The 20,848-nt window shown below is 63.6% G+C and carries 17 protein-coding genes; 6 read left to right on the forward strand and 11 right to left on the reverse strand.

Going from position 1 to position 20,848, the window contains the following annotated elements; all coding sequences use genetic code 11:
* The first annotated feature begins 49 nt into the window (after positions 1–49).
* Positions 50–2,467 carry a DNA topoisomerase (ATP-hydrolyzing) subunit B gene (gene gyrB / locus TQ29_RS01025; protein WP_054537676.1) on the forward strand — a complete coding sequence of 806 codons (2,418 nt, stop codon included), beginning with the start codon at positions 50–52 and terminating at the stop codon, positions 2,465–2,467.
* A 37-nt stretch (positions 2,468–2,504) separates the two neighbouring features.
* On the opposite strand, the gene TQ29_RS01030 is transcribed toward gyrB, so the two are convergent.
* Together TQ29_RS01030 and TQ29_RS01035 are read right to left on the reverse strand one after the other, a co-directional pair.
* Positions 2,505–3,413: a rhodanese-related sulfurtransferase gene (locus TQ29_RS01030; protein ID WP_054540268.1), complete on the reverse strand. Its 909-nt coding sequence runs from the start codon at positions 3,411–3,413 to the stop codon at positions 2,505–2,507.
* A 31-nt stretch (positions 3,414–3,444) separates the two neighbouring features.
* A complete protein-coding gene (locus TQ29_RS01035; protein ID WP_054537677.1) occupies positions 3,445–4,677 on the reverse strand; it encodes an Hsp70 family protein in 1,233 nt (410 codons plus the stop codon).
* Between the two features lie 120 nt (positions 4,678–4,797).
* On the opposite strand from TQ29_RS01035, the gene pncA reads away from it, so the two are divergent.
* Positions 4,798–5,406: a bifunctional nicotinamidase/pyrazinamidase gene (pncA, locus tag TQ29_RS01040; RefSeq protein WP_054537678.1), complete on the forward strand. Its 609-nt coding sequence runs from the start codon at positions 4,798–4,800 to the stop codon at positions 5,404–5,406.
* Between the two features lie 2 nt (positions 5,407–5,408).
* Positions 5,409–6,701, forward strand: coding sequence for a nicotinate phosphoribosyltransferase (gene pncB / locus TQ29_RS01045; protein WP_082386487.1), 1,293 nt, complete (start codon positions 5,409–5,411; stop codon positions 6,699–6,701).
* On the opposite strand, the gene TQ29_RS20170 is transcribed toward pncB, so the two are convergent.
* The 6 genes from TQ29_RS20170 to TQ29_RS01075 form a co-directional block, all read right to left on the reverse strand.
* A complete protein-coding gene (locus TQ29_RS20170; RefSeq protein ID WP_082386488.1) occupies positions 6,698–7,855 on the reverse strand; it encodes a Fic family protein in 1,158 nt (385 codons plus the stop codon). The two genes, pncB and TQ29_RS20170, sit on opposite strands and share 4 nt — an antisense overlap.
* Before the next feature lie 193 nt (positions 7,856–8,048).
* On the reverse strand, positions 8,049–8,471 hold the full coding sequence (gene arfB / locus TQ29_RS01055; protein WP_054537680.1) for an alternative ribosome rescue aminoacyl-tRNA hydrolase ArfB: 423 nt from the start codon (positions 8,469–8,471) through the stop codon (positions 8,049–8,051).
* Positions 8,472–8,757: 286 nt separating this feature from the next.
* Positions 8,758–9,381 (reverse strand): queuosine precursor transporter, encoded by a 624-nt coding sequence (locus tag TQ29_RS01060; protein ID WP_054537681.1) that lies wholly within the window; start codon positions 9,379–9,381, stop codon positions 8,758–8,760.
* A 121-nt stretch (positions 9,382–9,502) separates the two neighbouring features.
* Complete coding sequence (gene mepA, locus TQ29_RS01065; protein ID WP_054537682.1) at positions 9,503–10,387, reverse strand: penicillin-insensitive murein endopeptidase; 885 nt, start codon at positions 10,385–10,387, stop codon at positions 9,503–9,505.
* Positions 10,357–11,730, reverse strand: coding sequence for an MFS transporter (locus tag TQ29_RS01070; RefSeq protein ID WP_054537683.1), 1,374 nt, complete (start codon positions 11,728–11,730; stop codon positions 10,357–10,359). Before TQ29_RS01070 ends, mepA begins: the two co-directional genes overlap by 31 nt.
* 72 nt (positions 11,731–11,802) lie before the next feature.
* Complete coding sequence (locus tag TQ29_RS01075) at positions 11,803–12,333, reverse strand: acyl-CoA thioesterase (RefSeq protein WP_054537684.1); 531 nt, start codon at positions 12,331–12,333, stop codon at positions 11,803–11,805.
* 132 nt (positions 12,334–12,465) lie between these two features.
* On the opposite strand from TQ29_RS01075, the gene TQ29_RS01080 reads away from it, so the two are divergent.
* The 3 genes from TQ29_RS01080 (at position 12,466) to yaaA (ending at position 15,707) form a co-directional block, all read left to right on the forward strand.
* Positions 12,466–12,753: a YggT family protein gene (locus TQ29_RS01080; protein WP_054537685.1), complete on the forward strand. Its 288-nt coding sequence runs from the start codon at positions 12,466–12,468 to the stop codon at positions 12,751–12,753.
* Positions 12,754–12,827: 74 nt separating this feature from the next.
* Positions 12,828–14,870: a DNA helicase RecQ gene (recQ, locus tag TQ29_RS01085; protein ID WP_054537686.1), complete on the forward strand. Its 2,043-nt coding sequence runs from the start codon at positions 12,828–12,830 to the stop codon at positions 14,868–14,870.
* Positions 14,871–14,930: 60 nt separating this feature from the next.
* Positions 14,931–15,707 (forward strand): peroxide stress protein YaaA, encoded by a 777-nt coding sequence (gene yaaA / locus TQ29_RS01090; RefSeq protein ID WP_054537687.1) that lies wholly within the window; start codon positions 14,931–14,933, stop codon positions 15,705–15,707.
* A gap of 10 nt (positions 15,708–15,717) precedes the next feature.
* Here yaaA and TQ29_RS01095 read toward each other — a convergent pair whose 3' ends face one another.
* The 3 genes from TQ29_RS01095 to serA all read right to left on the reverse strand — a co-directional run bounded on the left by TQ29_RS01095 (position 15,718) and on the right by serA (position 20,795).
* Positions 15,718–18,285 (reverse strand): response regulator, encoded by a 2,568-nt coding sequence (locus TQ29_RS01095; protein ID WP_082386489.1) that lies wholly within the window; start codon positions 18,283–18,285, stop codon positions 15,718–15,720.
* 100 nt (positions 18,286–18,385) lie between these two features.
* Positions 18,386–19,123: a metallophosphoesterase gene (locus TQ29_RS01100; protein ID WP_054537688.1), complete on the reverse strand. Its 738-nt coding sequence runs from the start codon at positions 19,121–19,123 to the stop codon at positions 18,386–18,388.
* Between the two features lie 76 nt (positions 19,124–19,199).
* Positions 19,200–20,795, reverse strand: a complete 1,596-nt coding sequence (gene serA, locus TQ29_RS01105; RefSeq protein WP_054537689.1) for a phosphoglycerate dehydrogenase — start codon at positions 20,793–20,795, stop codon at positions 19,200–19,202.
* Between the last annotated feature and the right edge of the window lie 53 nt (positions 20,796–20,848).

The following is a 20,848-nucleotide window of genomic DNA, read 5'->3' on the forward strand; positions in this document are numbered from 1 at the left end:
CCCCCCCAGAATTTCGTATAAAATGACAAAAATACGAAGGAAGCTCTGCATGGCGGAAAACGCCCCCGCGCCCGAAGAATACGGCGCCGATTCCATCAAGGTTCTCAAAGGGTTGGAGGCCGTCCGCAAACGCCCCGGCATGTATATCGGGGATACGGACGACGGCTCTGGCCTGCACCACATGGTGTATGAGGTCGTCGATAACGGTATCGACGAGGCGCTGGCCGGCCATGCCGATGCGGTGAATGTGAAGATTCACGCCGACAGTTCCGTTTCGGTTCATGACAACGGCCGCGGCATTCCCGTCGGCCTGCATGAGGAAGAGGGCGTTTCGGCGGCCGAGGTCATCATGACCCAGCTTCATGCCGGCGGGAAGTTCGATCAGAACTCCTACAAGGTCTCGGGCGGCTTGCACGGGGTCGGCGTTTCGGTGGTGAACGCGCTTTCCGATTGGCTGGAGCTGCGGATCTGGCGCGATGGCAAGGAGCATTTCGCCCGGTTCGAGCATGGTGATACGGTCGAGCATCTGCGGGTGGTCGGCGATGCCGACGGCCGCAAGGGCACCGAGGTGCGGTTCATGGCCTCGACCGATACGTTTTCCAATCTCGAGTACAGTTTCAAGACGCTGGAGCACCGGCTGCGCGAGCTGGCGTTCCTGAATTCGGGTGTGCGGATCATCCTGGAGGATGAACGCCCCGTCGAGCCGCTGAAGACCGAGCTTTTCTACGAGGGCGGCGTGCAGGAATTCGTCCGCTATCTGGATCGCTCCAAGGTGCCGGTCATGCCTGATCCGATCTTCATGACCGGCGAGAAGGACGGCATCGGCGTCGAGGTGGCGATGTGGTGGAACGACAGCTACCATGAAAACGTGCTGCCCTTTACCAACAACATCCCGCAGCGCGATGGCGGCACCCATCTGGCGGGCTTTCGCGGCGCGCTGACCCGGACGATCAACGCCTATGCCCAGAGCAGCGGCATCGCCAAGAAGGAAAAGGTCAACTTCACCGGCGACGATGCGCGCGAGGGGCTGACCTGCGTGTTGTCGGTCAAGGTGCCCGATCCCAAGTTCAGCAGCCAGACCAAGGACAAGCTCGTCAGTTCCGAGGTGCGGCCCGCGGTCGAGGGGCTGGTGAACGAAAAGCTCTCTGAATGGTTCGAGGAACACCCCGCCGAGGCGCGCCAGATCGTCGGCAAGATCGTCGAGGCGGCGCTGGCCCGCGAGGCCGCCCGCAAGGCGCGCGAGCTGACCCGGCGCAAGACGGCGATGGATGTCGCCAGCCTGCCCGGCAAGCTGGCCGATTGCCAGGAGAAGGACCCCGCCCTGTCAGAGCTGTTCCTGGTCGAGGGTGACAGCGCCGGCGGTTCGGCCAAACAGGGCCGGTCGCGCCACAATCAGGCGGTTCTGCCCCTGCGCGGCAAGATCCTGAACGTGGAGCGCGCCCGGTTCGACAGGATGCTGAGCAGCCAGGAGATCGGCACGCTGATCACCGCGCTCGGCACCGGCATCGGGCGGGACGAGTTCGACATCTCCAAGCTGCGCTACCACAAGATCGTCATCATGACCGACGCCGACGTGGACGGCGCGCATATCCGCACCCTGCTGCTGACCTTCTTCTTCCGGCAGATGCCCGAGTTGATCGAGGGGGGCTATCTCTATATCGCGCAGCCGCCGCTCTACAAGGTCAGCCGGGGCCGGTCCGAGGTGTATCTCAAGGACCAGCTCGCGCTCGAGGATTACCTGATCCAGATGGGGGTCGAGGGGGCGCTGCTCCGGCTTGCCGGCGGCGAGGAGATCGCCGGGGCCGATCTGGCCCGCGTCGTCGAAGGCGCGCGCGCCTTCCGCCGGGTGCTCGACGCCTTCCCGACCCATTATCCGCGCCACATCCTGGAACAGGCCGCGCTGGCCGGCGCCTTTGACGCGGGCCGCGCCGACAGCGATCTGCAGCAGGTCGCCGATACGGTGGCCAAGCGGCTCGATCTGGTGGCGGTGGAATATGAGCGCGGCTGGAACGGCCGCATCACGCAGGATCACGGCATCCGCCTGACCCGCGTGCTGCGCGGGGTCGAGGAGGTCCGCTCGCTCGACGGTGCGGTGTTGCGCTCGGGCGAGGCGCGGCGGCTGTCCGACGCCTCCAGACCCACGCGCGATCACTATACCGATCCGGCGCATCTGGTCCGCAAGGACCGCGAGCAGGTGATCTACGGCCCCACCGACCTGCTGAACGCGATCCTGACCGAAGGCGAAAAGGGCCTGTCGCTGCAGCGCTACAAGGGGCTGGGAGAGATGAACCCCGACCAGCTGTGGGAAACCACGCTGGACCCGGAGGCGCGCACATTGCTGCAGGTCCGGGTCGAGGATATGGCCGACGCCGACGATATCTTCACCAAGCTGATGGGCGATGTCGTCGAACCCCGGCGGGAGTTCATCCAGATCAACGCGCTGAATGTGGAAAATCTGGATTTCTGACCGGCGCGGCGGACCGCAAGGTTAAAGGGGCGGGGCGCTAGCGCTTCGCCCCCAGATGCCGCTCCCCCCGCGCCTTCGCCAGCGCGATCTGCTTTTGCCGTTCGCGGAACCGCTCCCGCCGTTCCTCGGAATTCTCGCCGATACAGCGGTGGCAGCTTACGCCTTCCTCATACTCCGCCCGTGTCAGATCCTCGGGCGTCAGCGGCCGGCGGCAGGCCCGGCACAGCCCGTGCGGCCCCTCGATCAGGCCGTGGCCCACCGATACCCGCTCGTCAAATACAAAGCATTCGCCCTGCCACAGGCTCTCTTCCTGCGGCACTTCCTCGAGGTATTTCAGAATGCCGCCCTTCAGGTGGAACACATCCTCCACCCCCTGACCCAGCAGATAGTTGGTGGATTTCTCGCAGCGGATGCCGCCGGTGCAGAACATTGCGATCCGCTTGTTGTGGAACCGCTGCTTGTTCTGTTCCCACCATGCCGGAAAGTCGCGGAAGGCGCGGGTTTCAGGGTCTATCGCGCCTTGAAACGTGCCGATCGACACTTCGTAATCGTTGCGCGTGTCGATCACCGCCACATCGGGCGCCGCGATCAGCGCGTTCCAGTCTTCGGGTGCCACGTAGTGGCCGACGCGCGCGCGCGGGTCCACGTCGGGTTGGCCCATTGTCACGATTTCGCGCTTGATGCGTACCTTCATGCGACCGAACGGTTTGTTGGTGGCAGAGCTTTCCTTCCACTCCAGGTCGGCACAGCCGGGCAGGGCGCGGATATGGGCCAGCACCGTGTCTATTCCGCCCCGATCGCCGGCAATCGTGCCATTGATCCCCTCGGCGGCCAGCAGCAGCGATCCGGTGGTTCGGGCCTTTTCGCAGGTCGCCAACAGCGGCCCCTGCAGCGCGGCGGGGTCGGCGAAACGGGTGAAATGATAAAGCGCGGCAACGGTGAACATGACGCTCAGATAGGCCCAATTCCGTGGCGGATCAATCCCGGCCCGCGCCGCCCGCCGCAAGGGCCAGCCCATCGACCACGGCGGTGAACACCTCTGATGTTTCCTGCTCGGCATCCGGCAGCAACGCCCCGATCGCGGCGCGCACAACCGCCATCAGGCTCGATCCGCCCACAAACACCACCCGGTCGATCGCCTCCGGCCCGCACCCGGCCATGGCCAGCGTTTCGGCCGCGGTCTGGCGGATCTCATGGGCGAACCCGGCCAGATCGCGCGCCAGATCGGCGGGCGCCAGCAGCGGCCTCAGTCCCTTTTCCACCACGTTCAGGTCGATCGCGCCGGCCCGGTTGCCGTTCGCGGCGATCTTCCCGGCCTCGACGGCATAGGCCACATCATGGCCCAGATGCATCTCCAGCACCTCGCCCAGCCGGGTGAACAGGCGCGGCGTCAGCGCCTGACGCTCCATCCGGCGCACGTCGCGCAACAGATCCGCGCTGTAGAGAAACGGGATCTTCTCCCAGCTGGCCAGTTCGGTGAAGATCGAAACCGGCGCGGTAACGGTGCCCGGCCCCATGTCCTTGCGCAGCTCCGCGCCCATGCCCAGCAGCGGCATCACATGGGCAAGGCTCAGCGCCTTGTCGAAATCGGTGCCGCCGAGGCGCACCCCGTGGCTGGCGCGAATCGTCACCTCGCCCTGCGCCGCGTCGAATACCGTGAAATCCGAGGTGCCGCCGCCGATATCCACGATCAACCCGCGCCCCGCCCCGCCCCCGGCCAGCGCCGCCGCCTCCGGCTCGGGCAAGAAGCGAACGGCGCGAAACCCGGCGCGGGCATAGGCTTCGGTCAGATCTTCCAGCGCCTGCCGGTCGCGTGCGGGGGCATGGCTGTGAAAATGCACCGGGCGGCCCGAAACGGCGGTGTCGAACGTGGTGCCGGTGGCGGCCTCGGCACGCGCTTTCACCTCGGCCAGAAACCGGGCAATGATGTCGATCAGGGTCATGCGCTCGTTCAGAACATGCCGGGTCTCGCGTGCCAGCGGCGTGCCCAGAATGCTTTTCAACGAGCGCATGAAGCGCCCCTCGCGCCCCTCGATCAGCGCCTCCGCCGCCTTACTGCCGTAAAGCACCTCGCGCCGGTCGAAATCAAGAAACACGATCGTGGGCATCGTGCTCTGCCCGGGTTCCAGCGCGATGACACGCGGGCGCCCCTGCTCGGCCACCGCCGCCGCGGTGTTCGAAGTGCCGAAGTCTATGCCAAGCGCCGCCATGTTCCGCCCCCACGAAAGAGCGCCGCGCTTAGCAAAACCCGTCACGGGGTGCAAGCGTCCCGCCATTGACGTGGGCGCATGCGCTGCTTAGCAAAGTAAGGGAACCAACGGAGCTGCCCCATGCGACCCGCCAATGAAGCCCTGATCGTGATCGACGTGCAAAATGATTTCTGCCCCGGCGGCGCGCTCGCCGTGCCCGACGGAGACGCCATCCTGCCCCGCATCAACACGCTGCTCGAGGAATTCCACGTCAAGGTCTTCACCCAGGATTGGCACCCCGCCAACCATTCCTCCTTTGCCAGCCAGCATGAGGGCAAGGCCCCGTTCGAGGTGGTCGATATGCCCTATGGCGGCCAGATCCTGTGGCCCGACCACTGCATTCAGGGCACGCCGGGCGCGGCCTTCCACCCCGATCTGAACACCGACGCCGCCGACCTGATCCTGCGCAAGGGCTTCCGCCCCGGTATCGACAGCTATTCGGCGTTCTTCGAGAATGACCACGAAACCCCCACCGGCCTTGACGGCTATCTCGACGTGCGCGGCGTCACCTCTGTCACGCTGGTCGGGCTGGCCACCGATTTCTGCGTGCAATACTCGGCGCTCGACGCGGTCAAGCTGGGCTATAACGTTACCGTTCTGGAAGGCGCCTGCCGCGCGATCGACCTTGACGGCAGCCTCGAAGACGCGCGCGACGGTATGCTCGACGCCGGTATCGTGCTGGACGCCTGAGCATGGTGGATATCGCGACCCGGGTCTATAATCACAAATGGAAGATAGACCCCATCGTCCGGTCGCTGATCGACACGGATTTCTACAAGCTGCTGATGTGCCAGTCGGTGTTCCACAACAAGCCCGACACCCAGGTCAGCTTCAGCCTGATCAACCGCACCAAAACCATCCGCCTGGCCGAGCTGATCGATGAGGGAGAGCTTCGCGAACAGCTCGATCATATCCGCACCCTGCGCCTGTCGCGCGGCGAAAGCACTTGGCTGCGCGGCAACATGTTCTACGGCAAGCGCCAGATGTTCCGCTCCGATTTCATGGAATGGTTCGAGGGGCTGCAGCTTCCGCCCTATCACCTTGAAAAACGCGACGGCCAGTATGAGCTTACCTTCGAAGGCGCATGGCCCGAGGTCATGCTGTGGGAGGTTCCGGCGCTCGCCGTGCTGATGGAGTTGCGCGGCCGTGCCGTGCTGCAGCACATGGGCAAGTTCGAGCTTCAGGTGCTCTACGCCCGCGCCATGACCAAGCTGTGGGAAAAGGTCGAGCAGCTGCGCGGCATCGACAAGCTGCGCATCGCCGATTTCGGCACCCGCCGCCGGCATTCCTTCCTGTGGCAGGACTGGTGCGTTCAGGCGCTGATGGAGGGGCTGGGCGACAAGTTCGTCGGCACCTCGAACTGCCTGATCGCCATGCACCGCGAGGTCGAGGCGATCGGCACCAACGCCCATGAGCTGCCCATGGTCTATGCCGCGCTCGCCGACAGCGACGCCGAGCTGGCCCAGGCCCCCTATCAGGTGCTGGCCGACTGGCATCAGGAGCATGAGGGCAACCTGCGCATCATCCTGCCCGACACCTACGGCACCGAAGGCTTCCTGCGCAACGCGCCCGACTGGCTGACCTCCTGGACGGGGGTGCGGATCGACAGCGGCGATCCGGCCGAGGGTGCCGAAATGGCGATCCGCTGGTGGCAGGATCGCGGCGAAGACCCGCGCGAAAAGCTGGTGATCTTCTCCGACGGCCTGGACGTGGACAAGATCGTGACGCTTCAAGCGCAGTTTCAGGGGCGGGTGAAGGTCAGCTTCGGCTGGGGCACGCTGCTGACCAACGATTTCCGCGGGCTGGTGACGGACGACGCGCTGGCGCCGTTTTCACTGGTGTGCAAGGCGGTTTCGGCCAACGGGCGGCCCACGGTGAAACTGTCGGACAACCCGCTGAAGGCGATGGGCCCGGCAGATGAGATCGCACGCTACAAACGGGTGTTCGGCGTCGGCGAACAGGTCGCGCGGGAGGTTGTGGTTTAGTGGTCCAGGCGGCCGTCTGAAATATCGATGACTGCTTTTGACCAGAAGAGTTTTGGATTCTCAAATCCTGGAACCGGTGAGATAATGCCGAGTTTCACCAGTTGGTCAATATTCTTCTTGGCCGATTGGTAACTGGTTTCCGAAACTTTTGCAGCATCTGAAATGGAAACTACTGGCCGTTCAAAAAGGTGATCGCAGATGGTTATTGCAGAGACGGACTTTGTCTTCTGCTGTATTGTGCTGCGATAGCGATCACGTAATTCGTTGAGCTTGATGATTGTATTGATGGTTTCGTTGGATGAAATTTTTACAGCCCGGAGGAAATAGCGAAGCCACCTTATCCAATCTCCCTTGGACGAAACGGCGAACATCGCATCAATGTACTCATCTTTGTTTCTCTCAATGTATGGGCTTACATAAAGCAGAGGCGCATCAAGCAACCCCTTGAGAAGAAGTTGCAAAGTTATCAACATTCTGCCCACACGTCCGTTACCGTCACCGAATGGGTGTATCGTTTCAAACTGATAGTGGACGAGTCCTGCCGCGATCAGAGCTGGCAATCCAGCTGTGTCTTTGTTTATGAATGCCTCCAGATCATCCATACATTGTATTGCTTCATTCGGCGGTGGAGGAATAAAGCGGGCATCCCTGATATCTAATGCACCAATCCAGTTTTGGTGAATTTTGTACTCCCCCGGCCGCTTATTGGCTCCCCTAGGTTTTGTGGCCCCAGACAATAGAACTGAGTGCATTCCCTTGACGACGCGGTGCGATATTGGAAGTGTTTTTGTTTGTTCGATGGCATAATCAATTGCGCGAATATAGTTGTACACCTCGCGGTCGGCGTTACTTCCGCTTCCGCTGTCCAGTGCCTCAACAATCGCCAGATTATCAGCTGTAGAAAAGGTGCCTTCCATTGCTGAAGAACGAAGAGCTTCATTTCTTTGCAGCGGCCTGATAACCATATACGGGTTCAAAATCGTACTACCAATGCGATTCAGGCCACCAAGTGCGGCCGACGCCTCGCCGAATTCGTCGATCAGGCAAGCGAGTTCGATTTCAGGTGGAAGCGGATGCGGAACAAATGCTGACATCCCTTCTATGGTAGCAACAAGTTTGCCAGTCTTCTGTTGGTTGAACAATGTCGCATCCATGTTGCACCTTGAGTTAAATGCGTCGAAACTTAATTGAACCTTTGTCGGGTAAAGGTTCAATCATGCAGTCATGGAGTGAACCATGAGTCAAGTGCGTTCAACTACATAGTGAGGCCGACAGGTAATTCTCCACGACCACTCGTGAAGAATTCAAGACATAGAAGTGGCATCGTCAGCTACTACAAGAAGTTCCTCACTCCTCCCCGCTCACCTTCCCGCGCATCGCCTTCACTTCCCCCCGCACCTTTTTCGCCTTCAGTCTCCGCTTCTTCGCGCCCAGTGTCGGCTTTGTCGGCACCCGGCGTTTCGGCGCGACCAGCGCTTTGGTGATCAGTTCCGCCAGCCGCTCGCGCGCGATCTCGCGGTTGCGGGCCTGGCTGCGGGTTTCGTCGCATTGAATCACCAGCGCGCCGTCCTTGGTCCAGCGGCGCCCGGCCAGCCGGCGCAGCCGCGTCTTGACCGGGCCGGGCAGGTTGGGGCTGCGCTCGGCCTCGAACCGCAGGTCCACCGCCGTTGACACCTTGTTCACATTCTGCCCGCCGGGGCCCGAGGCGCGGGAAAACACCTCGGTCAATTCCCAGTCTTCGATGGTGATCTTGTCGTTGATGCGCAGCATGGGGGATTTGTACCGAACCGGGGGGCGAATGGTACCAAGCGTACAGGGGCGGGGGCCAAACCAAAAGGGCTGCCGGAAGTCGGCAGCCCTTCGAGTATCTTGGGAGATGGGCCAGTTAGAGCAAAGCCCAATCAGGGATGTTCGACCTTCCGGATTGCCTTCAGGTCACGGCCTCCCCAACTGTTCGGACACCTCTCTCCAATATCACTCTAGACACTGGACCACCTCCTTTCTGCTGCTGCCGTTACAGGTAGGGTGCCACATATTTAGTGTTTGTCAAAACTTTTCACGCAACCCGTGGAATAAGGCGCCCAACAATTAGGCGAAATGGCGCAAGTGCCAACAAAGCGAGCGAAAGTTTGACAAGCCAGTCCGCAAATGCCAGCGAAACCCACAGCGGCACCATCGGTCCCACGCTCAACAGCGGCAGGGTTTCATTGGCCCAGCTGACGTCGTTGGCGGGCTCCAGAACGGTCAAAGCCCCTGAAAACGCGACAAAAAAGAAGATCGCCGTATCGACCGAAGATCCCACCAGCGTTGATGCCAGCGGCGCCCGCCACCATTTGCCTTCGCGCAGCCGGTTGAAAATCGCCACGTCCAGCATCTGCGCCGTCAGAAAGGCGAGCCCCGATCCCAGCGCGATGCGCAGCGTCACCAGCGGGCCGAACTCGCCCATGATCTGCGTTCCGATCAGCGAGCAGATCACCCCCACCACGAACCCCGCGGCCACGACCTTGCGGGCAGGCCCCACGCCGTAGACGCGGTTCATCACATCGGTGACGAGGAAGGCGAAGGGATAGGTAAAGGCGCCCCAGGTCAGCCATTGTCCGAACAGGAACTGCACCAGAATGTTGGAGGCCACGACGATGGCGGCCATGGCGAGAACGCCGGGAAGAAGAGTGCGGGTCATCAGGTTGATCCGTTTTTACAAGGTTGCGGAGACTTGGCCGCCAAGGCGGCGAACGCGCCCTGCTAGCGCCCGTAAAACCGGAAATCAACCCGGTATTTCGCCGAAACGGGGGCGGAAACCATCAGCGTGCGGCCAGAACCTGGGCGCATTGCCCGGGCAGGTCTTCCATCGTGTAATCCCGCGCGCCGCGCTTTCTGGGGGCCGGGGGGCTGGCGGGTGTCTTGGGTGGGTTCAGATAATCGGTCACCCACCATTGCAACGTCTCGTCGCAGCCGTCGCCGCCTTTGGAAAGCTCTGCCACGCTGGGCCTTTGCGTCTGGCAGAAGGCCGATCCCGCAGGGCATTTCAGGCGTATGTGGAAATGGGTGTTGTGGCCGTAAAGCGGGCGGATCTTCTGAAGCCAGGCCCTGTCGGCCCGGCGCGCTGTCTTGCACATCTCGATCTTGACGGGCGGGGTCACGAAAATCCGGTCTACCGCCGGGTCTGATGCGGCGGCTTTCAGGATGTTGTAATGGGCCCGCGTGAAATTGCCGTTGACGCTGCGCTGATCGGCACTGCGCACGTTCAGCGAGCTGATCTTCTCGCGGTCGCTGCGGCTCAGGTTCAGCCGTTTGGGTGGCAGCATCCAGATATCCGCGTCCAGCCCGATCTGATGCGAGGCGTGGCCGCTTGTCATCGGGCCGCCGCGCGGCTGGCTGATGTCGCCGATGTAGAGCCCGGCCCAGCCGTGGCGCGTGGCCTCGGCGCCGAGCCTCTGGATGAAGGCGATCATCTCGGGGTGGCCCCAGTTGCGGTTGCGGCTCAGCCGCATCGCCTGCCATGTCGGGCCGGTTTCGGGCAGTTGCATCAGCCCGGCGCCGCAGCCCTTGGCATAGGTGCCGATCGCCGCGGGCACATGGGCCGACGCCGTCCTTTTGGCGCCGAAAAGCTGATTGGCCTTTTCCTGCGCGCAAACAGGACTGACAAGCCCCAGGATCAGGGCAATTGCGGAGAGGGTGCGGACCATTCTTCTGCTCGTTCGCCTTCTGGTTTCACCCAGAGTAGCAAAAACAGCCCGATAAGAAAGAGGGCGATCAGCGGGGTGATGCCCAATTGCTGACTTCCGCTCAGATCGGTGGCGATACCGATGGAAATCGGGGCGACAAAAGACGTGGCCTTGCCGGCCAGGGCGTAAAGGCCGAAGGCTTCGGTAACGCGGCCGGCGGGGGCCTGGTGCACCATCATCGTACGGCTGGCCGATTGCAGCGCCCCCCCGGCGCCCCCGATCAGCGCCCCAAGGATATAGAAGGCGATGTCGGGCAAGGCGGAGCCGGCCGGCACCGCGATGCCCAGCACCGAACTGCGCGATACAAAGACCACCGCGATGGCGACCCCTGTCAACACCAGGACGGTGGCGAAGATCACCGGCTTCGGGCCGAACCGCGCGTCGGCCCGGCCGCCGAGCCAGGCGAAGACGGCGCCGGTGATCGCCGCGATGATCCCGAAGATCCCCACATCCACGACCGACCATTCCAGCACGCCCGCCGCATAGATGCCGCCAAAGGCATACATGCCGTTCAGCGCGTCGCGGTAGAACATCGACGATCCCAGATAGGCGAACAGGCTGCGGTTGTCGGGCAGGTGGCGCAGGGTCTGGCGCAGCTCGGGCAGGGCGGAGCGGACGGCCTGCACGATGGTCAGCGCCTCCGGGTGGCGCGGCTCGCGCACCCATAGAAAGAACGGCACCATGAAAACCGCGAACCACAGCGCCGTGAACGGGCCGACGGCGCGGGTGCCTTCGCGCATCGCCGCATCCAGCCCCAGCACCGGGGCGATGCCGATCAGCGTTTTGCCTGTTGTGGCGCTTTCGGCGAAAAACACCAGCATCACGGCGAGTGACAGCACCCCGCCCAGATAGCCGAACGCCCAGCCGGAGCCGGAGATGCGCCCGATCTCTTCGCGGGGGCCGAGATCGGGGAGCATGGCATTGGTGAAGATGGTGGCGAATTCCATCCCGATCAGGCCGATGCCGAAGGAAAGCAGAACCAGCGGCAGGTGAAAGCTGCCGGGCGCGGCCCACCACAGGCCCCAGGCACCGGCAAAATAGAGCAGCGAGAACAGCCAGATGAACCGCATCCGCCCGCCTGCCCGGTCGGCGATCGCACCCAGAACCGGCGCCAGCAGCGCGATCAGGATGCCCGCAGCCCCGACGCCATAGCCCCATGCGGTCTGGGCCGCCGTGCCGCTGCCCAGCATCTCTTTCACATAGGGGCCGAAGATGAAGGTGATGAGCAGGGTGTTATAGGGCTGGCTGGCCCAATCGAAGAAACACCATCCCCAGATGCGCCGTTTCGCCGACCCATGCGCCATCACACCGTTCCCCGCCCTTGCCCGAGGCGATTTGAGCGGCAAACCACCGGCGGCGCAAGGGGCTTGGCGTGGCTACCGCTGTGGCGGCCAGGGGCGTTCGGCCTCGGCGGCGATCCAGGCGGTGACCCAGCCGGGCATCTCGGGCGGGATCGTATCTTCGCCCATCGCGGCCAGCACGCGGGCGGGCGCGACAATGCCGTTCGCATCGGTCACCGCGACACGGTAGAGCGCGTGGCTGGTGCATTCGTCGGCTTTCCACATCGACTGCTCGACATACAAAAACCGGGCATCCCAGCCGACGAAACGGGTCCGCATCTCGATCTTGTCGAACAGGCGCACCCGACGGCGATACCGAACGGAAACCCCGGCCATTGTCATGCCCCAGCGTTTCTGCCGCAGCACGGCGACAAGGCCGGCCCGCGCGGCCGCCGGCAAGCGGCCCAGATCATAGAGCGTCAGGGTGCGGCCGTTGTTCAGCTCTCGCCACGGGTCGATATCCCAGGGCCAGCAGACATGGTACGAGACATGGGTGCCCCACAGCGGCAGGGCAGGGCCGTTGCGGTGAACCATCATCTCCTTGAAAAGGCGCAGAAACGGGTACAATGCTGTCTCCTTTTGGCGAAAGACTGGGCTTGCCCTGCCAAAGGTCAATCCGCTACGTCGCGTTAGATGGTTGTCACCGCAGGCCCTTACGCTTACCTCTTGGGCAACTCTGGCTCAGAAAGACCCTTGCCCATGCTCTCGATCCTGCAAATCCTGCTTTTGATACTCGACATCGTCTGGTTCGTCATCATTGTCCAGATCATCATGAGCTGGCTGATCAGCTTTCAGGTGCTGAACCTGCGTCAGCCGCTGGTCGCGCAGATCTGGGACGGGCTGAACCGGCTGCTGGAGCCGATCTACGCCCCGATCCGCCGCATCCTGCCCAACACCGGCGGGCTGGATCTGGCGCCGCTGATCGTGCTGGTCGGCATCTATGCGCTGCGCATCGTCATCGGCAATAATCTCTACTCTTTCGCCTGAGGCCTTGTTCGCGGATTCCTAACGTGGGAGAGTCTGGCAAAACAGAGCAGTTTGCCTAAAATCCCGCAGGTCCCATGCCAGGCGCAGCAGAGCTTCTTTCATCCGTCTTCGGATTCTCCGAATTCCGCCCCGGCCAGGCCGAGATCGTCGATGCGGTCATGGCCGGGCAACATACGCTGGCGATCATGCCCACCGGCGGCGGCAAATCGCTGTGCTTTCAGCTTCCCGCGCTGTGCCGCGACGGGGTGACGGTCGTGATTTCGCCGCTGATCGCGCTGATGCGCGATCAGGTGCGCGGGCTGCGCGAGGCGGGCGTGGCGGCGGGGGCGCTGACCTCCGGCAATACCGAAGAAGAAACCGAAGAGGTGTTTCGCGCCCTCGACGAAGGCGTGCTGAAACTGCTCTACATGGCGCCCGAGCGCCTTTCCGCCGGTGGCACGCTGAACCTGCTGCGCCGCATCGGCGTCAGCCTGATCGCGGTGGACGAGGCGCATTGCGTCAGTCAGTGGGGCCATGATTTTCGCCCCGATTACCTGCGCATCGGCGAATTGCGGCGCAGCCTGAACGTGCCGCTGGCCGCCTTCACCGCCACCGCCGACGCCGAAACCCGCGCCGAGATCGTGACCCGGCTGTTCGACGGGGTGCAGCCCGAAACCTTTCTGCGCGGCTTCGACCGGCCCAACATCCACCTGGCGTTCGAGGTCAAGGATTCCCCACGCCGCCAGATCCTCGATTTCGCGGATGCCCGCAAGGGCCAGTCCGGCATCGTCTATTGCGGCACGCGGGCCAAGACCGAAAGCCTGGCCGCCGCCCTGCGCGAGGCGGGCCACAGCGCCTGCCACTATCACGGCGGGATGGAGGCGGAGCCGCGACGCGAGGTCGAGGCACGGTTCCAGCGCGAAGACGGGCTGATCGTGGTTGCCACCGTCGCCTTCGGCATGGGGGTGGACAAGCCCGATATCCGCTGGGTCGCCCATGCCGATCTGCCGAAATCCATCGAAGGTTACTATCAGGAAATCGGCCGCGCCGGGCGCGATGGCGCCCCGGCCGAAACCCTCACGCTTTACGGCCCCGAAGACATCCGCCTGCGCCGGTCGCAGATCGATGAAAGCCCCGCCCCGGCAGAGCGTCGCGCGGCCGATCACGCGCGGCTGAACGCGCTGCTGGGCCTGGCAGAGGCGCTGACATGCCGCCGCCAGACCCTGCTTGGCTATTTCGGCGAAGAGGCGCAACCCTGCGGAACTTGCGACCTGTGCGATCGCCCTGCCGAAGCTTTCGACGGGACAGAGGCCGTGCGCAAGGCGCTGTCGGCGATCCTGCGCACCGGCGAATACTTCGGTGCCGGGCATCTGATCGACATCCTTACCGGCAACGGCACCGACAAGGTGAAGGCGCGCAGCCACGATGCGCTGCCCACCTTCGGGGTCGGGCGTGAGTTCGACCGCCGCCAGTGGCAGGCGATATTCCGTCAGATGATGGGGCATGATCTTGTGCGCCCCGATCCCGAACGCCACGGCGCCCTGCGCATGACCGAAGCCGCGCGCCCGATCCTGCGCGGCGAAGCGGGGATCGAGCTGCGCCGGGATACCATCCGCAAGGCCAGCAGCGCGCGTCCCGCCGTCAAGACGCTGGTCGCGGAGGAGGATGCGCCGCTTTTGTCGGCGCTCAAGGCGAAACGCCGCGCCTTTGCCGAGGCCGCCAAGGCACCCGCCTATGTCATTTTCAATGACCGCACCTTGATCGAAATGGCGGAGAAACGCCCGCAGACACTGGACGAGATGGCGCGTATCAGCGGCGTCGGCGCGAAAAAGCTCGAACGCTACGGCGCGGCCTTCCTCGAGGTGATCACCGGAGAGGGCACCGCGGCGCTGCATCCCACGCGGCGCAAGCTGGCGGGGCGCGAGGCGGCTAGCCTTTATGACCGCCTTCTGGAAGTGCAGGCCGAACTTTCGCGTGGTGACGGCGGCATCGACAAGCCGCTGAGCTGTTCGACATCGCTGCTTGCCAAGGTGGCCGAGACGCGCCCCGGTGACCTCCGCGCGCTGGAGCGGCTTCTGGGTGACCGGCGGGCCGAGCGGTTCGGTGCGGCCTTTTTGCAGGTGCTCCACGAGGCCTGAGCGCTGGACGCGCGGCGGCGCTCTGCTAGGTTGCGCGCCGGAGCAGATAAAAGGGTGCAAATGCTGGTTGTCGTCTCGCCTGCCAAACGTCTGGATTTTTCGCCGGTTGAGGGGCACGCCGTCACCGCGCCCGCCTTTCAGCAAGACGCCGCCCATCTGGCCGGGGTCGCCCGCGCGCTGAGCGTGCCCGATCTGCAAAAGCTGATGGGGATCAGTGAAAACCTGGCCCGGCTGAATGCCGAGCGTTTCGCCGATTTCGCCTCCGGCCCCGCCGCTGACAGAACCCGGCCCGCCGCGCTGGCCTTTGCGGGCGATACCTACGCCGGGCTCGAGGCCGCATCGCTGGATGCCGACGATCTGCGCTGGGCCCAAGGCCATCTGCGCATATTGTCAGGCCTTTACGGCCTGTTGCGTCCGCTTGACGCGATCCAGCCCTATCGCCTGGAAATGGGCAGCCGGCTGAAGACCGACAGGGGCGCGACGCTTTATGAGTATTGGGGCGACCGGCTGGCCGAGGCGCTGAACGTGGCAGCGCGGGAGGCCGGCACCGACGTGCTGGTCAATTGCGCGTCGGTCGAATATTTCAGTGCGGTGCCGGAGCAGGCGCTCGGGCTACGCGTGATCACGCCGGTATTTCTCGAGCAGCGCGGCGGGCAGCAGAAGATCGTCAGCTTCTTCGCCAAGAAGGCGCGCGGGGCGGTGGCCCGGTTCATCATCGAACACCGCCTGACCGACCCCGAAAGCCTGCGGGCCTTCGACACCGGCGGCTACCGGTTCAGCGCAGCCTTGTCCGAAGGGGATCGCTGGGTTTTTCTGCGCGATGGTGAAGAGGGCTGAACGCCCGTCTTCAAGCCAACGCCGTGTCACCGCCCGCCGCCGCCAGTTCACGCACGGGCGGGTCGTCGGGCTGTGGCGGCAGGCACTGCGCCGGCAGGTGGTCAAGGATCATCCCGACGATCAGGTCTTTCTTGAGCGGCTTGGTCAGATAGTGGGTCAGGCCGGCCGCCAGAATCTCTTCGGCGTCACCCTCCATCGCGTGGGCGGTCATCGCCACGATCGGAACCGGGGCCGCTCCGGTCTTGGCCTCGGCCTCGCGGATGGCGCGGGCGGCTGCCTTTCCGTCCATCCCCGGCATGGAAATATCCATGAAGATCAGATCGGGCCGGTCGGTCTGAAACGCCTCCAGCGCCTGATGCCCGTTTTCGGCGACGCTGAGATCGATATCCAGGGTCTGAACCATCTTGGCGAAGACCAGCCTGTTGGTGCGGTTGTCTTCGGCGGCCAGCACTTTCATCCGCCGGGGGGCGGGCGGGGGGGTGGGCGCTGCCGCCGAGCGCGCAATCAGATCGTTGATCGCCCCGAACAGCGCGCGCCGCAAGACCGGTTTGGTCATTACCATGTCGACATCCGGCTGCGCCCCGCTATCGCGCAGCACGCCGGGGTTGGAGCTGAGCAACAGGATCGGCGCGTCGCAGCCCGCGCCCCGCAGCGCCCGCGCAAAGGCGAGCCCGTCGGTTCCCGGCATCCGCTGGTCGGTGATGATCAGATCCACCGGCCCGTCCGTCGGCATCGCCTCGAGCGCTTCGGTGGCCGACCGGTGCAGGATCACCTGCAGGTTCATCTGGCTGAGCTGCCGGTCCAGAATGGTGCGGTTGATCTCCTGATCGTCGACCACCAGCACACGCCCGAGCCCCGGCGGCAGGGTCACCGGGCCGGAGTCGCCGTCTTCGGCGATGGGCAGGGTCAGGCAGATGCCAAAGCAGGAGCCCTTGCCTTTTTCGGATTCGAGCCAGATTTCGCCATCCATCAACTCGACAAGCTGGCGGGTGATCGCCAGGCCAAGCCCGGTGCCCTCGAATTTCCGGTTCTGCTGCTCCTCGACCTGATTGAATTCGCCGAAGACATGCTGCTGCATCTCGGGCGCGATGCCGATGCCGGTATCCTCGACAATGATGCGAAGCTGTTGATGGCCCGGCGTGTCGGCCTCGAATCCGACGACACGGATCAGGACATGGCCCTTTGCGGTGAATTTCACCGCATTGCCGATCAGGTTGATGAGGATCTGGCGGATGCGGCCCCTGTCTCCCTCAAACCGGGTGGGCAGGAACATGTCGTAATCGATGAAGATATCGAGCGGCTTGTCGCGCGTGTTGGCCTGCAGCAGCATGACGATTTCATGGATCGTCCGCTCCATATCGAACGGTTCGGGATGCAGGCGGAGCTTTTCCGCCTCGATCTTCGAATAATCCAGAACGTCGTTCAGAAGGGTCAGCAGCGCCTCGCCCGAGTTGCGGATGGTTTCGGCGTAGAGCCTTTGCTCTTCGCTCAGCGTGGTGTCGCACAGCAACTCGGCCATGCCAACGACGCCGTTCATCGGGGTGCGAAGTTCGTGGCTCATGTTTGCAAGAAAGGCTGATTTGGCGCGGTTCGCCGCCTCTGCGGCGACGCGGGCCTCATCCAGCGCCTGCTGCTGGCGCTTTTGCTCGGTGATGTCCACGCGCAGACCAACCAACCCGCCGTCGGGGGTGCGCTTTTCCAGAATGCGCACCCACTGGCCGCCGGCCAGCTCCTGCTCGATAACGCCATCCGTGCGCTGGTGGCGGATCATCCGTTCGGCCAGCCACTCTTCTTCGCGCCCGATGGCCTCTTCGTACTGGCCGCGTTCCAGCCCGTAGCGCAGGATCTGTTCGAAAGATCTGCCGGGCACCATGGCCGGCGCGCTTTCGGCATAGATCTCGCGGTAGCGATCGTTGCACATCACCAGCCGGTCGTCGTGATCGTATAGCACGAACCCGTCGGGAATCGCCTCGACCGCCGCCCACATGCGCATCATCTCGGTGATGTTGAGGTTCAGAGATACGATGTCGCCGCCGGGTGTGCGGCGGTCGATCAGTTTTACATATTGGCCGTTCCACAGGCGGATCACCCGATCGGGGATCGGATCCTGTTGCCAGCGCTGCCGCATCGCCGCGGCCCAATCCTCCGGGCTTTGGCCTTCGGTATCGACGATGCCTTCATCCGCGATCAGGCGGGCCACATCACAATAGCGCACCCCGAGCGACACTTCGGCCAGCCCGTCGAAAATCGACAGATAGGCCTTGTTGGCGGCGACCATCCTGTCTTCGGCGTCGAACACCGCAAACCCGTCGCGGATCGTTTCCAGCGAATCCCACAGGCGGCGTTCGGCGATGGCGACGGCATGGGTGACCACCTCGAGCTCTGACAGAACCTTGGTGTTCTGGCCGCGCAGGGCCTCTGCCTCCTGCTTGGTTTCCACGATTTCGTCCGACAGGCTGCGGGCGTGAACCGCCAGCTTGCGGTTGGCATCGAACAGCTCGCGGCTCTTTTGCTCCAGAAGCCGCTCTGCGGCGAGCCGTCCGCGCCGTTCGATGGCTAGTTTCTCTTCCAGCGTCATTCTGACCTCCGCCCTGTCGGCTTTCGGAGGTATCCAAACGCAACAGCGTGAATCCATGGTTAACGCTGGTGTGAAAGGGGGATGGCCGCGCCCGGTCGCCCTAGGATTGCGGCGAAAGCGGTATGCGCCCGGTGGCGGTGATCTGCCAGACGCCGCCATCTTCGATCACCACGGCCGACAGGGGGCCGCCATAGGCCGCGCCCGTGTCGAGGTTCAGGCGGTTGTGGTAGAGCGTGACCTGCGCGACCGGCGTGTGGCCATGTACGATCAGCGCGCCGTGATCGCGAAGATCGTCATGAAACCGGGCCCGGATCCAGACCAGATCATCCTCGGCCTGTTGGTCCAGCGGCACGCCGGGTCGGATGCCGGCGTGGCAGAAGAAGGTGCCGCCGCGCCGGTGGAATGGTTGCAGCGCGTCCAGCAGATCGAGATGGGCCGCAGGCACACGAGCGCGGGCGTCGGCATGGATTTGTTCTGGCGCGCGGTCCGGCGACACGTCGATGCCATAGGCGGCGAGGCTCTCGCGCCCGCCGACATTTTGCTGCAGCCAGCTCAGATCGCCCCGCAGCGGGTCTGGCTGCGACGGGGACTGCAGGAAATGCCACATCATCCGGTCGTGGTTGCCCTTCAGCAGGATCCAGGGCGCGCCCTCGGACAGACCCCGCGCCAGATGCCCCAGCACGCCGGGCACGTCCGGCCCGCGATCCACCAGATCGCCCAGATGTATCACGGGGGCATCCGCGTCGCCCAGGCGGGCCTTGTCTTCTTCAATCCAGCGCTGCACCTCGATCAGCTTGTCGAGATGACCGTGAATATCGCCAATCGCATAGCTTCGCATGCCGCCACCTTTCAAATGCAACGGGTCCGCCGCAAGGATTTGCGCCGGACCCGAACGTCGTTCATGAAATCGCGGATCAGGCGACTTCGAATTCCAGCGGCCGCACCTGCTGGAACAGCCCGGTCGCGCGCAGCTTTTCCTGAACCGCCTCGGGGATCGGTTCGTCGAGATACAGCAGCGCGATCGCGTCCCTTGTGCTCTCTGTCCGGCCAAGGGTGAAATTGGCGATATTCACGCCGTTTTCGCCCAGAATTCCGCCCAGAGCGCCAATGATACCGGGCACATCCCTGTTGGTGGTGTAGAGCATGTGCTGCCCGATCTCTGCGTCGATCGTGATACCCTTGATCTGGATGAAGCGCGGCTTGCCGTCGCTGAACACCGTTCCCGCGATCGAACGTTCGCGGGAGTCCGTTTTCACGGTCAGCTTGATGTAGCCGTCGAACACCCCCTGCTTGTGCTGAGTCGTGCGGCTGATCTTGATGCCGCGCTCTTCGGCGATGATCGGGGCGGAAACCATGTTCACGTCCGGGTTCGCCGGTTTCATGATCCCGGCGACGGTGGCACAGTTCAGCGCGTCCAGGTTCATCTCGGCGGCGCAGCCGTCGTAAAGGATGTTGATCGCCTTCACCGGCTCGTCGGTCAGTTGCCCGACGAAAGCGCCCAGATGCTCGGCCAGCTTGATCCAGGGGCCCATCACCTTGGCCTCTTCGGCGGTGACGGAAGGCATGTTCAGCGCATTGGCCACGGCGCCGGTCAGCAGATAGTCCGACATCTGTTCGGCCACCTGCAGCGCCACGTTCTCCTGCGCCTCGGTGGTCGAGGCCCCCAGATGCGGGGTGCAGACCACGTTGGGCAGGTTGAACAGCGGGCTGTCGGTGGCGGGCTCTACCTCGAACACGTCGAAGGCGGCGCCGGCCACATGGCCCGATTTGATCGCCTCGGCCAGCGCGGCCTCATCGACCAGACCGCCGCGGGCGCAGTTGATGATGCGCACGCCCTTCTTGGTCTTGGCGATGTTTTCCTTGCTGAGGATGTTCCGGGTCTTGTCGGTCAGCGGCACGTGCAGGGTGATGAAATCGGATTTGGCCAGAAGCTCGTCCAGCTCCACCTTGGTCACGCCCAGCTTGTCGGCGCGTTCCTCCGACAGGAAGGGGTCATAGGCGATGACACGCATGTGCAGCCCGTTGGCGCGGTCGCAGACAATACCGCCGATGTTACCGGCGCCGATCACGCCCAACACCTTGCTGGTCAGCTCCACGCCCATGAATTTCGACTTTTCCCATTTGCCGGCGTGGGTCGAGGCGCTGGCCTCGGGGATCTGGCGGGCCACGGCGAACATCATCGCAATGGCGTGTTCGGCGGTGGTGATCATGTTGCCGAAGGGCGTGTTCATCACGATCACGCCTTTCTTGGACGCGGCCGGGATATCGACGTTATCCACCCCGATGCCGGCGCGGGCCACAACCTTGAGGTTGTCGGCGGCGGCCAGAAGCTTTTCGGTCACCTTGGTGGCCGAGCGGATCGCAAGACCGTCGTAATCCTTGATCTTTGCCAGCAGGGCGTCCTTGTCCTTGCCGAGGTTGGGTTCGAAATCCACGTCGATGCCACGATCGCGGAAAATCTGAACGGCGGTTTCAGACAGCTTGTCGGATACGAGAACTTTGGGTGCCATGGTTTCAGGCTCCTTTGGATGCAGAAAGGGGGGGCTCATCGGTCCCTCCGGTT

This window comes from Actibacterium sp. EMB200-NS6 (assembly GCF_001305615.1).
Lineage (GTDB): Bacteria > Pseudomonadota > Alphaproteobacteria > Rhodobacterales > Rhodobacteraceae > Actibacterium_A > Actibacterium_A naphthalenivorans.

Coding starts and splice junctions, on each gene's coding strand:
- gyrB (WP_054537676.1), top strand. CDS start 50: ATGGCGGAAAACGCCCCCGCGCCCGAAGAATACGGCGCCGATTCCATC.
- TQ29_RS01030 (WP_054540268.1), bottom strand. CDS start 3,413: ATGTTCACCGTTGCCGCGCTTTATCATTTCACCCGTTTCGCCGACCCC.
- TQ29_RS01035 (WP_054537677.1), bottom strand. CDS start 4,677: ATGGCGGCGCTTGGCATAGACTTCGGCACTTCGAACACCGCGGCGGCG.
- pncA (WP_054537678.1), top strand. CDS start 4,798: ATGCGACCCGCCAATGAAGCCCTGATCGTGATCGACGTGCAAAATGAT.
- pncB (WP_082386487.1), top strand. CDS start 5,409: ATGGTGGATATCGCGACCCGGGTCTATAATCACAAATGGAAGATAGAC.
- TQ29_RS20170 (WP_082386488.1), bottom strand. CDS start 7,855: ATGGATGCGACATTGTTCAACCAACAGAAGACTGGCAAACTTGTTGCT.
- arfB (WP_054537680.1), bottom strand. CDS start 8,471: ATGCTGCGCATCAACGACAAGATCACCATCGAAGACTGGGAATTGACC.
- TQ29_RS01060 (WP_054537681.1), bottom strand. CDS start 9,381: ATGACCCGCACTCTTCTTCCCGGCGTTCTCGCCATGGCCGCCATCGTC.
- mepA (WP_054537682.1), bottom strand. CDS start 10,387: ATGGTCCGCACCCTCTCCGCAATTGCCCTGATCCTGGGGCTTGTCAGT.
- TQ29_RS01070 (WP_054537683.1), bottom strand. CDS start 11,730: ATGGCGCATGGGTCGGCGAAACGGCGCATCTGGGGATGGTGTTTCTTC.
- TQ29_RS01080 (WP_054537685.1), top strand. CDS start 12,466: ATGCTCTCGATCCTGCAAATCCTGCTTTTGATACTCGACATCGTCTGG.
- recQ (WP_054537686.1), top strand. CDS start 12,828: ATGCCAGGCGCAGCAGAGCTTCTTTCATCCGTCTTCGGATTCTCCGAA.
- yaaA (WP_054537687.1), top strand. CDS start 14,931: ATGCTGGTTGTCGTCTCGCCTGCCAAACGTCTGGATTTTTCGCCGGTT.
- TQ29_RS01095 (WP_082386489.1), bottom strand. CDS start 18,285: ATGACGCTGGAAGAGAAACTAGCCATCGAACGGCGCGGACGGCTCGCC.
- TQ29_RS01100 (WP_054537688.1), bottom strand. CDS start 19,123: ATGCGAAGCTATGCGATTGGCGATATTCACGGTCATCTCGACAAGCTG.
- serA (WP_054537689.1), bottom strand. CDS start 20,795: ATGGCACCCAAAGTTCTCGTATCCGACAAGCTGTCTGAAACCGCCGTT.